11 protein-coding genes are annotated in these 11085 nt (G+C 62.2%); 2 read left to right on the top strand and 9 right to left on the bottom strand.

The genetic code is table 11. The annotated features are described in order from the left end of the window. Window positions 1–31: 31 nt before the first annotated feature. Window positions 32–439, top strand: a complete 408-nt coding sequence (locus tag BR41_RS14320) for a VOC family protein (RefSeq protein WP_035057978.1) — start codon at window positions 32–34, stop codon at window positions 437–439. Window positions 440–482: 43 nt separating this feature from the next. Here BR41_RS14320 and BR41_RS14315 read toward each other — a convergent pair whose 3' ends face one another. From BR41_RS14315 to moaC, 7 genes are all read right to left on the bottom strand, one after another. Then, on the bottom strand, window positions 483–1352 hold the full coding sequence (locus BR41_RS14315) for a nitrate- and nitrite sensing domain-containing protein (protein WP_084187188.1): 870 nt from the start codon (window positions 1350–1352) through the stop codon (window positions 483–485). Between the two features lie 10 nt (window positions 1353–1362). Next, window positions 1363–2571 carry a methyl-accepting chemotaxis protein gene (locus BR41_RS14310; protein WP_051710995.1) on the bottom strand — a complete coding sequence of 403 codons (1209 nt, stop codon included), beginning with the start codon at window positions 2569–2571 and terminating at the stop codon, window positions 1363–1365. Next, window positions 2571–3845 (bottom strand): EAL domain-containing protein, encoded by a 1275-nt coding sequence (locus BR41_RS14305; protein ID WP_051711018.1) that lies wholly within the window; start codon window positions 3843–3845, stop codon window positions 2571–2573. Before BR41_RS14305 ends, BR41_RS14310 begins: the two co-directional genes overlap by 1 nt. A gap of 244 nt (window positions 3846–4089) precedes the next feature. Continuing rightward, complete coding sequence (locus tag BR41_RS14300; RefSeq protein WP_035058255.1) at window positions 4090–4839, bottom strand: TlyA family RNA methyltransferase; 750 nt, start codon at window positions 4837–4839, stop codon at window positions 4090–4092. 8 nt (window positions 4840–4847) lie between these two features. Further along, window positions 4848–5153, bottom strand: a complete 306-nt coding sequence (locus BR41_RS23035) for an MliC family protein (RefSeq protein WP_051710994.1) — start codon at window positions 5151–5153, stop codon at window positions 4848–4850. A 16-nt stretch (window positions 5154–5169) separates the two neighbouring features. Beyond that, window positions 5170–5904, bottom strand: a complete 735-nt coding sequence (locus BR41_RS14290) for a pseudouridine synthase (RefSeq protein WP_035057972.1) — start codon at window positions 5902–5904, stop codon at window positions 5170–5172. Between the two features lie 58 nt (window positions 5905–5962). Next, on the bottom strand, window positions 5963–7060 hold the full coding sequence (gene moaC, locus BR41_RS25665) for a cyclic pyranopterin monophosphate synthase MoaC (RefSeq protein ID WP_084187186.1): 1098 nt from the start codon (window positions 7058–7060) through the stop codon (window positions 5963–5965). A 182-nt stretch (window positions 7061–7242) separates the two neighbouring features. On the opposite strand from moaC, the gene BR41_RS14280 reads away from it, so the two are divergent. After that, window positions 7243–7797: an NAD(P)H-dependent oxidoreductase gene (locus BR41_RS14280; protein WP_035058246.1), complete on the top strand. Its 555-nt coding sequence runs from the start codon at window positions 7243–7245 to the stop codon at window positions 7795–7797. A 254-nt stretch (window positions 7798–8051) separates the two neighbouring features. On the opposite strand, the gene BR41_RS14275 is transcribed toward BR41_RS14280, so the two are convergent. Together BR41_RS14275 and mutM are read right to left on the bottom strand one after the other, a co-directional pair. Further along, a complete protein-coding gene (locus BR41_RS14275; RefSeq protein ID WP_084187183.1) occupies window positions 8052–10082 on the bottom strand; it encodes a dynamin family protein in 2031 nt (676 codons plus the stop codon). 111 nt (window positions 10083–10193) lie between these two features. Beyond that, on the bottom strand, window positions 10194–11009 hold the full coding sequence (gene mutM, locus BR41_RS14270) for a bifunctional DNA-formamidopyrimidine glycosylase/DNA-(apurinic or apyrimidinic site) lyase (RefSeq protein WP_035057969.1): 816 nt from the start codon (window positions 11007–11009) through the stop codon (window positions 10194–10196). Between the last annotated feature and the right edge of the window lie 76 nt (window positions 11010–11085).

Raw genomic sequence — 11085 nt, 5'->3', positions numbered from 1 at the left:
CGTGGCTCTCACCCGGAGCCGGAGTCCCACCATGCAAGTGCAAAGCTATCTGTTCTTCTATGGCCGCTGCGATGAAGCGCTGGCCTTCTATGCCGACACGCTCGGCGCCCAAATCACCTTCCTCACCCGTTTCAAGGACGCGCCACCTGAGCAGGGCATTCCCGGTTGGGAAGACAAGGTGATGCATGCCAACTTCCAGGTCGGCGAGACCCAGTTGATGGCCTCCGATGGCATGGGGCCGCAGGAATCTTCGAAAATGAAGGGTTGCTCACTCTCGATTGGTGCCGACAGCTTCGAGCAGGGCGAGCGCGTCTTCAAGGCGCTGGCTGAAGGGGGCGAGGTGGTGATGCCCTATCAGGCAACCTTCTGGGCATCGGGTTTCGGCATGTTAGTGGACAAGTTTGGCGTGCACTGGATGGTGAACTGTCCAGATGTTTGAATGACGCAACTGCCAACGCTTCGTTGGGCAGCGCGCCAAAACATCAATGCAATAACTTGCCGCCCGGCAGCACCTGTCTGGTTGCCTGCTCGGCGGCATGCCACAGCGCCAGGCAGGCATCGATGGCCTCGGTTGCGGCGCGGAAGTAAGCGTCCGGTGCCAGTTCGATCCGCTCGACCCCAGTCAGGTGCGTATCGATCAACGTCTGCAGTGCATCGACCTTGTGTCGGCACGCCTGCGTGCTGGCCGCGAGCGTGGGCGATTCGGCGATGACGTTCGCGCGGTTCAGGCAATCGCGGATGCGGCGTTGCAGGAAACTCAGCCTGATTCGTCCGACCGCACCGCAGCGGCCGCGAACGGCATAGCCGGTGCCCAGCGCGCGGGCCTGACCGATGCTCTCCGTCAACAAGGGCAGGCGCAGCAGCAAGACCTCGGCGAGTGTGGCCAGTGCAGGATTGCGCACTTCCAACAGCCCGCCCCGTTCACCCATGTCGCCCAGCAGATACAGGACTTGCTGGATCAGCGCCGTGTGGGTGGCGAAGCTTTTTTCCACGGTGTATCGCCGCGCTTCCTGCCGCAGTTGCGCCCAGGCGGCGCGGATCGCTTCGAGCCGTTTTCCGCCGGCCGCAAATTCCGTCACCCGCGCGAAATACTCGCCCAATGCCGACAAGGTGTTATCCACTTCTTGCTGCTTGTTGTTCAGGCGATCGGCAAAGCTTTGATCGCCATTGAGCAGCGCAGCGGCCATGCCCCGATGCTGTTGTACCACCGTCATCAAGGCGACGCCCCGATTGACGGCTCCCAGGCTCAGATCACGCCGGGCGGCATGCTTCTTGTCGCTCTGGGCTTGCGCCCAATGCATCGCCGCCGTGGCGGAGGTCAGTATTCCCACACTTGTTGCGATGGCTACCATGACGGGCTCCTCAGGTTTTGAAACGCAATACCGCCCCGCGCAATCCTGCTGCCAACTCTTCCAGATAGCGCGCGACCGCTGCGGCCTCGCTGCTGGCGGCGTTGTTGGTGCGGGCAGCGCTGGCAATGCGGGTCATGTTCTCCATGGCGTTGGTGCTGGCCAGACTTTGTTCGCGCGTGGCTGCGGCAATGGCGTGCACGCGCTCCAATGTGCGGTGCGCGCCATCGCGGATGTCGGTCAGCGCATCGGCGGCCTGGCTGGCCAGTTGCACGCCACGCTCGGCCTGCGTCTGGCCTTCGTCCATGTTCGATACGGCGGTGTCGATCTCGGCGCGGATCTGCGCGATCACTTCGCCGATCTGGCTGGTTGCTGCGCTGGTGCGCTCGGCCAGCTTGCGGACCTCGTCCGCGACCACCGCGAAGCCACGCCCTTGCTCGCCAGCGCGGGCGGCTTCAATGGCGGCATTGAGCGCCAGCAGATTGGTCTGATCGGCAATGCCGCGAATCAGCGCCACCGTGCCGCCGATTTCTGCCGAGCGTTGGCCCAGCGAGCCCACCAGCGTGGATAGGCGAGCGACTGAATCGCGAATCCGGTTCATCTCCGCACCGGCCGCATCCACGACCGCGACGCCATCCTTGGCCAGTGCTTCGGAACGATCGGCGATGGCCTCGGTTTCGCCGGCGCTGGCCGCGATGGCTTCCACGCTCCCCTTGATCTGCTCGACCGCCCCTGCCGTGGCACCAGAGAGCGTGTCTTGCGCGGCAACGCCTTCCAGCACCCGTGCGGCGGCCTCGGCCAGTTCGGAGGCCGCGCTGGCGACTTCGTCGGCCGTGCCACGCACTTCGGTAATCAGCCGGCCGTTTTCGCGGGCCATCTCATTCAGGCGCATCGCGACCTTCGCCAGCTCGTCCTTGCCGTCGACTGCTGCGCGTGCCACCAGGTCGCCTTCGGCGAGCCGCCGTACCGTCTGCAAAAGCGCCTGTGTTGTGGCAGTAGTGGCTTGGTAAAGCGCAGTGAACAGGTAGAGGCCGATCGTGGCGATGGCCCAGGCCAGACCGTCCAGCAGCGCGTGCCCGGTGTGCTCATTGGCCGGCAACCAGTAATCGCCCGACTGCCACGCCAGCAGGGGCAGCGCGAGCAGCAGCCCGACCAGAGCGAACTTGGTTCGTAACGCGAGGCGGTGCATCAAGCCCACCGCGGGGCGCATCAGGATGTTCATCAGTCTTCCCACTGGATATCGCAACACAACACCCGCGTGCCTTCCGCCAGCGCAACCGTCACCGACAAGGTGACGCACAGGCTGGAATTGGCCACGGATAGATAAGGACGGCTGACTTGCGGCAGGCCGGGGTGGGCCAGCGCTCGGTAGTGGTAGGGCTTGCGTGACCAGTTCGCGCCTTTGGCTTCTTCCAGTGGCGCGAAGCGGGACGAACCGGGTTCGTGATCCGGCCGCAGCACGCTGGCGCCGATCTGCACGCCGTCGGTATTGATCAGGTAGCAGCGATCCACACGCGGTAGTGCCATCAGCCCGGTGCAGGCCGCTGCCAAGCAGTGGTCAGACTGCAGTTGCTGCGCCATCAGCTGAAAGGCATGGGTGTAGGGCTGCAGCGCTTGGTGTTGGCGCGCCGACACTTGCGCCGCCGCCTGGCGGGCGAACAACGCCGAAATGCCGCCGTCGCCGTGGCGCAGGGGCAAGGCTGCGGGACGCGCGAAGTAATAACCCTGCACGAGGTCGGCATCGCTATCCAGCGCGATGGCCGCTTGTGCTTCGGTTTCGACGCCCTCGATCAGTGCGAGGCTGCCGGCCTCGTGGATCAAGGCCACGGTGGCGGGCAACACACGCCGCGCCTTGGTGGAGTATTCGGCGGCGGCAATCAGCTTGCGGTCGAGTTTGACGATGTCCGGCGAGGCGCGCCAGATGCGCTCGATGTTGGAGGCATCGGCCCCGAAGTCATCCAGCGCCACCAGGCAGCCCATATTGCGGTACGCCGCGACCGCATCGCTGAGCAGCGATAGATCGGTGATCGCGCCTTCCAGGATTTCCACCACCACCCGCCGCGCCGGAAAGCCGCGCCGCGCCAGCAGATCGGCAAAGAAGGGCAGGGATTTGCCGGTATGGGCGACGACTTGGGGCGATACATTGAGGAACAGCCACGTCGGTTCGCAATCGTCAGAGCCCGGCGGGCGGTAATTGCGCAGATGTAGCGCGCGGCACAGGCGGTCGGCGAAGACTTCCTCCTGGGCGCTTTGCGCACTTGCCAAGGCCACGGGCGGTGGCACCGGGTTGCCGCTGGCGTTGGTTGCTCGCAGTAGCGCTTCGTGGCCGACGATGCGTTGATGGGGCAGGCTGTAGATCGGCTGAAAGGCACTATCCAGCCGTAGCCCACGGAAATGGCCGATGGCGCGGCCGGTTTCCTGCGAGATGACGCGCTCCACTTCCTTGAGCGGGGCAGGCGCGCGCGATGAGGGTTTGGGCGAGGCTGTTGGCATCATGGCGAAAAAAAAGGCGTCCCCGGGCCAGATGGCCAAGGGGACGCCGTTGTCCCTTTTTAGCGACCACCGTTGGTCTGCCTGATCAGTGGTAGCAAACGCCATGCCAATGCCATTGCACGCCGGGACGCCACAAAATGGCCCGCCATGTGTTGGTGTATCACTGGAGCGTGCTCGGCATTGGGGCGTGCCGCACCCGGCTGGTGCGAGGGATGGTCGGGATCAGTGCCAGCGATTGCGGCTGGCGTTACGTCGGCCGCTTTTCTGCGTAGATGAAAAACTCGCGGTTGCCATCGCCGCCGGCAATCGGGCTGTCGAAGTAGTCCCGCACCATAAACCCGGCGTCTTGCGCGGCTTGGCGGATCTTGGCTTCCACCTCGCCGTAGCGCATCGGGTCTTTCACGATCCCGCCTTTGCCAAGGCCCTGCGGGCCGACTTCAAACTGCGGTTTGACCAGGAAGAGCAGCTGGCCGCCGGGGGCCAGCAAGCCAGCGAGCGCGGGCAGCACCAGCGTGAGGGAGATGAACGAGACGTCGCCGACGATCAACTGCACCGCGCCATCCAGATGCGCCGCGAGATCAGCGGCCGTGACATGGCGGGCGTTGATGCCTTCAAGCGTGACGACACGGGCATCGCCTTGCAGCTTGGCATGGAGTTGGCCGTGCCCGACTTCCAGCCCAATCACCCGCCGCGCACCGGCCTGCAATGCGCAGTCGGTAAAGCCGCCGGTGGATTGGCCAACGTCGAGCACTTGCCAGCCGGTGATGTCGAGCCCGGATTTTTCCAGCGCGCCAGCAAGTTTCAGACCGCCACGCGAAACGAAGCGATCCAGTTCATCCGGCGTGATGGCAATCGCGGCGCCGGCATCGAGTTTCTGGCTGGATTTGCTAACCGGTTTGCCATCGGCCGAGACCCGGCCGGCTTCGATCATGGCTTGCGCGGCGGAGCGGGAGGCGGCCAGCCCCAACTCGACCAGCAACAGATCAGCCCGCTGCATGCCAGCCATCAGTAGGGGCGTTGCTTGCGGCAATTGTCGTGAACGATGGTCTCGCCGCGCATCACGAAGTTGGTGTCCGTGCCCTTGGTCCACCATTTCCAGTCGCCATCGCTCCACGCCGCACCGGACGCCGTGACGGCACTGGTGAGTGGATAAATGCGGCCATCGATACGGAAGGTGACGGTGTCCATGTCCGCGCTGGACGTGGCATAGAACTGCGCGCCATCACCGCAGACATAGCGGCCGGTGATGTCGGATGAGCTGGCATAGGCGCTGGCGGCAAGCAGTAGCAAGGGCAGAGCGACTAAACGCATGGGAACTCCTGGGGGATCAGAGGAAGCTTTCGTCAGCGGCGAGGTAACGCCACTGCCCCACCGGCAGATCGTCCAGCGTGATGTTGCCGATGCGGATACGTCTTAGACCGACCACCTTGAGTCCGACCAGTTCGCACATGCGGCGGATCTGCCGCTTCTTGCCTTCCTGCAAGACGAAGCGCAGCTGGTCGTCATTCTGCCAGCGCACCTTGGCCGGTTTCAGCGCCTTGCCATCGAGGCTCAGGCCAAAGTTGAGCTGCCGCAGGCCGCTTTGCGAGAGCTGGCCTTCCACGCGCACCAGATATTCTTTTTCGACTTTCGAATCCTCGCCGATCAGCGTCCGGGCGATGCGGCCGTCCTGCGTGAGCACCAACAAACCGGTCGAATCGATATCCAGTCGGCCGGCTGGCACCAGGCTCTGCAGATGCTCGCGCACGAAGCGCACGCCGGTGGTGTCGCCTTCCCACTGGTTTTCCGGCTTGATCAGCACCACGGCTGGCTCGTAGCCATCTTCGGCCTGACCGGAGACATAACCGATCGGCTTGTTGATCAGCACGGTGACGCGGTTGGCTTGCGTGGTCTGCGCGGCTTTTCTGAGCTGGATGTTTTGCGTCGGCAATACCTTGCTGCCAAGCACATTGACCACGACGCCATCGACCTCGACCCAGCCGCGCGAGATGTATTCATCGGCTTCGCGGCGCGAACAAAGGCCTAGTTCTGCCATGCGTTTGGAAAGGCGGATCGGTTCCATGGCGGTCTCGGGGTTTCAGGTAGGAAGGGCGGGAGGATAGCCCAAGCGCGGCGTGGCGTTAAGCGCTGTGCCGTGATTGCGCATCGGCTTGCCAGTGCCCCGACTTGCCGCCGCGTTTTTCCAGCAGGCGCACACCATCGATGACCATGCCGCGATCGACGGCCTTGCACATGTCATAGATCGTGAGCAGCGCGATGTTGGCTGCGGTGAGCGCTTCCATTTCGATGCCGGTGCGGCCGATGGTTTCGGCGGTGGCGATGCAGCGCACCGCGTTCTCTTCCAGCATGAAGTCGACCGATACGTGCGTCAGCGGCAATGGGTGGCACAGGGGAATCAGTTCACCGGTCTTCTTGGCGGCCATGATGCCGGCGATGCGGGCCACGCCGAGTACATCACCCTTCTTGTGGTTGCCGGCAGCGATCAGCGACAGCGTTTCCGAACGCATGTGGATGACGCCCTCGGCCCGTGCCAGCCGGCGTGTTTCTTTCTTGCCGCCGACGTCGACCATGACCGCTTCGCCCTGTTGGGTGAAGTGGGTCAGCATTGGCGCCAAGGCAGGCGGTTCCGGCGGGAGTTCGGATGAAAAGCTGGCGAAGGCATCCGGGGTATTCAAGGTCGGGAAGGCGGCGTTGGGGAATTCGACGTAGATCGGGTTGAGCGCCGTCAGCCAGTGTTCTTCCTGGCAGGTGGGATCGCGACGCAACTGGTCGGCCAGCGCGATTTGCACGCCACGCCGCAGCAAACAGATGGACGGATGGACCTGACCGTTTTGTGACTGGGCGACGGCGGCTTGCCGCTCGCTTTTCTCCAGCGCGCTGAGCAGCCTTTCCAGCAGATCAACCGGCAGGAAGGGGGCATCACAGGGTACGACCAACAGGTATTCGGCCGGCGAGGCCAGCAAAGCCGCATGGATGCCGGCCAATGGGCCGCGGTAACCGGGGTAGATGTCGCGCAGCACCGGATAATCGAAACGGGCGTAATCAGGCAGATTGCGGTTGGCAGAGACCAGGATGTGGTCGATGGCATGGCTTTGCGCATTCACCGCTGCGATCACCCAGTCGATCAGGGGGCGGCCGTTCAGCAGCAACAGCCCCTTGTCTTGCCCGCCCATGCGCAGGCCGGCACCGCCGGAGAGGATGACCGCATCCACTAACATATTGATCCTTTAAACGTTTGGGGGCTTCGCGTTGGTATCCCAGCCGGCCGAAGGTTAGCCAAATGATAGCGTCCTGTCCAAGCGGTGCAAGCCTGCCCGCTGCAATCGGCCGACCTATAGTGGAATTTGTCCGATTGCATTGTCCGATTCACGCAGACGCCTGCGTGTGCGAGGTGTTCGCCATGAAAACGCTGATCTTGCTGTCACATCCCTATCTGGCGGTATCGCACGCCCATACCTTGATGGTCGATCAGGTGAAGGAGGTGCCCGATGTGGTCATCCATCATCTGGAAGGGCTGTACCCGGATGGCGTGATCGATGTCGAATCCGAGCAAGCCGCGTGCGAGAAAGCGGCGGTGCTGGTGATGCAGTTCCCGCTCTGGTGGCATTCGTCGCCGCCGATGCTCAAGCATTGGCAGGACGAGGTGCTGGCCGCCGGTTGGGCTTATGGTCCGGATGGGCACAAATTGGCGGGGAAGACTTTGCAACTGGTGGTGACGGCAGGAGATGCCGCGACCTATCTACCAGACAACGATGCGCGCTTTGCTACCCAAGTGCTGCTGCGCCCGTTCGAAGCGACCGCGCACTTATGCGGCATGCGCTTTGCCGAGCCGCTGGTGCTGGAGGGGATTGCTCATCCGCACGGCATTGCCGAGAACGCCGAGGAAGAAGGGCGCATCATTGAATTCGCTGCGCGCTTTCAGGTGTTGCTGGAAGGTTTTGGAAGCACGGCCTGAGTTTTCTGCAACCGTAGCCCGGATGGCTTGTCGGCCGGGGTGACATTGCCACCGGAGCTACCCCGGCCGGCAAGCCGTCCGGGCTACATGGGGCGGATGCGGTGCAGGGGGCATAAAAATGTAGGAGCGAGCTTGCTCGCGATGGCACTGGTTGATTTACCGCAGCCATCGCGAGCACCCCAAGAGTATTTCCTCGCTGAGCGATGGCAAGCCATCGCACGCTTGCGGGGCACAAGCTCGCTCCTACAATGTTTTCATGCCGCCTGCGATGTCTTGCCGATCTGCCGGTTCAGCAAGGCATAGACCGCACGTGAGCGCTGGTCGAGCTCACCAATCTGCGAGGCCAGCTGGCGGTCGATGTCTTCCAGCTCGGTCAAGCGCTCTTCCAGCGTGTCGGTCGCCTTGTGGATGCGCTTGATGCTCTCCAGACGACGACGCAGTTGCAGCTGGTGCTCGCGCACTTGCGTTTCCATCGGTGCCATCACCGCTTTCAGCCAGTTTTCCACATCGCGGTTGGCGACTTCGAACACATACACGACGCGGCTGGCGACGGTTTCGAAGAACTTCTGCGTGATACGGCCCTGCGTGGTGGTGATCAGGTTGCTGATGGTGTTGAAGTGCTCGCGGAAGGATTTCTCCAGCCGCGCCAGTTCCTTGTGGTACTTGAGCGTCGAGAATGGCGGCGGCGTGGCTTGGCCGAGGCCGTGCTCCTCGCTGAACTTCTTGTACATCGCGGCCATCATGGCCTGGATTTCGGCGACCTGTTCGGCAGAGCGGGTGATGTTGCCGTTGGTGTCCTTGAAGAAGCGTTCCATCAGCGAGCGCAAACCGCCTTCGCCGAACGAGAACTTCGAGTGCTCCATCTCGTAGCGGATGCGGCCGATTTCCGCCTTCAGGCCATCCATGCCCAGCAGGGTCAGCAGCTGGTTGGTCTGCTGGCTGAATACGCTGCGCAACGCCTGAAAACGCACCAAGCCTTGCTCGAAGTGCTTCTTGTCGGACATCACCTTGTCCATCATCTGGGTGACGACGTCCTGATTCTTGCCCTTGAGCGTGGCGAGTTCGTTCAGCTGCTCTTTCACGCCTTTGCGGCGGGCGGAGACGATATTGCGCGTGGCGAGCACGACGTCTTCGACCTCGGTCATCGTGCTGTCGCGCACGATGTCCTGCTTGGCTGGCAACAGTTCGTGGGATAGCGCGTCTTCGAGCGGGGTGAGGCGCGAGCGCACCAGCAAGGCATCGTCGTCCTGCACCTTGGCGACCAATGCCTTCTGTGCCGAGATCGGATACACCTGCCGGACGGGTACGCCCAACAGTTGCGCCGTGGTATCAACCTGCTTGTTGATCTCGGCATCCATCTCGGCCTGGGTTTTCAGCGGGTCCCACAGGCCATCGATCTTGTTCAGCACCACCAGACGGCCACGCGTCCCGGTCTGAGCACGGCCGATATGGTTGCGCCACACGTCGATATCGCTCTTGGTCACGCCGGTGTCGGCGGCCAGGATGAACAGGATGGCGTGCGCGTTCGGCAGCAGGTTGAGCGTCAGTTCCGGCTCGGTACCGATGGCGTTCAGCCCCGGGGTATCGAGGATGACGAGGCCTTGTTCAAGCAGCGGATGCGGGAAGTTGATCACCGCATGACGCCAGCAGGGGATGTCGATCTCGCCCTTGGCATCCACGGTCATCTTCTGATCGGGATCGCTCTCGTCGTAGAGGCTGTATTTCTTTGCCTCTTCGATCGGCACTTTCTTGGTGTCGCCTACACGACGGAAGGCGGCCAACAGCGACTCGGCGTTGTCGAGGTCCAGTGGCAGCGTGGTCCATTCTTCCGGGTAGCGACGGTATTCGCTGGTGGTGGCGTTCTCGGCGCGGGTCTCGATCGGCAGCAGCTGGATCGATGGCGGGCGGCTGGCGTCATACAGCAGCTCGGTCGGGCACATCGTGGTACGGCCGGCGCTGGATGGCAGCACGCGCTGCTTGTAATGGGCAAAGAAAATCGCGTTGATCAGTTCGGATTTGCCGCGGGAGAACTCGGCGACAAACGCGATATTCAGTTTGTCGTCCTTGAGTTTTTCCAGCAGCGTGCTGATGCGCAATTGGGTCTGGCTGTTGTCCAGATCCTGTTCGGTCAGCCAGCGCGATAATTGAGCGATGGACTGCGATAGCTCGGCGCGCCAGGTGCTGTAGGCCTGGAAATCACTGACCAGCCGGTCGCTGGCGACAATTTCAATTGCGGCCGGATCATTGACTGCCACTGAGCCTTGATGCAGGTATTCGGAACTCATGCTCCATCCTTCCTCTGGGCTACTGCGCCCGCTATATAAATAGAGCAAATTATTGAAAGAAAATATGCTCTTAGTATTTCCATGGATTTATGCTTGGGAAGCCTTGCTTTGTCAACGCTGACAAGATGGACAGTAGAAAGTAGACCGCTGACCGAGCCGGAATTGCGATATTGGTGTGCCACAAATCCGGCATGGCTCGCCGGTGCGGCCATAGACTTGGCTTTGCAACATGAAATAGCCCGCCTTGCCATCGCTATCGACATAATCGCGCAAGGTGCTGCCGCCCACGTTGATTGCGGCCTCCAGCGTTTCCTTCACGGCCATGACGATTCGGCTGCATTCGTGGTGGCTCAGTGACTGTGCCGGCCGGCGTGGATCAATGCGGGCGCGGAATAGCGATTCGGAAGCATAGATATTGCCCACGCCGACAACGATATGGTTATCCATCAAAGCCAATTTGATTGCCACGCGTTTGCTGGCAATTGCTGCTTGTAGATAATCGGCATTGAAAGCGGGTGACAATGGCTCCGGCCCCAAAGCCGCCAGCAATGGATGCGCATTGTCGGCGCCGGCTTGCCACAACACCGCGCCGAAACGACGCGGATCGCGCAGCCGCAATCGCTTGCCGTCGGTAAAGACGATGTCGACATGATCGTGTTTCTCGGCCGGGAATGGCTCAGTCAGCACCCGCAGATTGCCGCTCATGCCCAAATGGATGATCACCGTGCCGTGGGAAAAACGCAGCAGCAGATACTTGGCGCGGCGCTCGATGGATTCCACCTTGCGGTTGGCGAGCAAGGCCGGCAAATCGGCTGGCACCGGCCAGCGCAAACGCGGCTCGCGAATGATGACTTCGGCGACGGTCGAGCCCTCCAGATGGGGGGCAATACCACGTCTCGTCGTTTCTACTTCTGGCAATTCAGGCATGCATATTCCCCAGGCGCTGTTGATGTTGGTTTCACGGCTGTGTTTGGGGTAGTTCGGGATGTAGCGTTGGGCCGTG

This window comes from Andreprevotia chitinilytica DSM 18519, from assembly GCF_000711875.1.
In the GTDB taxonomy this organism is placed as follows: Bacteria; Pseudomonadota; Gammaproteobacteria; order Burkholderiales; family Chitinibacteraceae; genus Andreprevotia; species Andreprevotia chitinilytica.
This window is presented reverse-complemented; position numbering and strand designations above follow the sequence as displayed.

Coding starts and splice junctions, on each gene's coding strand:
- BR41_RS14275 (WP_084187183.1), bottom strand. CDS start 10,082: ATGAGTTCCGAATACCTGCATCAAGGCTCAGTGGCAGTCAATGATCCG.
- BR41_RS14300 (WP_035058255.1), bottom strand. CDS start 4,839: ATGCAGCGGGCTGATCTGTTGCTGGTCGAGTTGGGGCTGGCCGCCTCC.
- BR41_RS14310 (WP_051710995.1), bottom strand. CDS start 2,571: ATGAACATCCTGATGCGCCCCGCGGTGGGCTTGATGCACCGCCTCGCG.
- BR41_RS14305 (WP_051711018.1), bottom strand. CDS start 3,845: ATGATGCCAACAGCCTCGCCCAAACCCTCATCGCGCGCGCCTGCCCCG.
- BR41_RS14315 (WP_084187188.1), bottom strand. CDS start 1,352: ATGGTAGCCATCGCAACAAGTGTGGGAATACTGACCTCCGCCACGGCG.
- BR41_RS14320 (WP_035057978.1), top strand. CDS start 32: ATGCAAGTGCAAAGCTATCTGTTCTTCTATGGCCGCTGCGATGAAGCG.
- BR41_RS14290 (WP_035057972.1), bottom strand. CDS start 5,904: ATGGAACCGATCCGCCTTTCCAAACGCATGGCAGAACTAGGCCTTTGT.
- BR41_RS14280 (WP_035058246.1), top strand. CDS start 7,243: ATGAAAACGCTGATCTTGCTGTCACATCCCTATCTGGCGGTATCGCAC.
- BR41_RS23035 (WP_051710994.1), bottom strand. CDS start 5,153: ATGCGTTTAGTCGCTCTGCCCTTGCTACTGCTTGCCGCCAGCGCCTAT.
- mutM (WP_035057969.1), bottom strand. CDS start 11,009: ATGCCTGAATTGCCAGAAGTAGAAACGACGAGACGTGGTATTGCCCCC.
- moaC (WP_084187186.1), bottom strand. CDS start 7,060: ATGTTAGTGGATGCGGTCATCCTCTCCGGCGGTGCCGGCCTGCGCATG.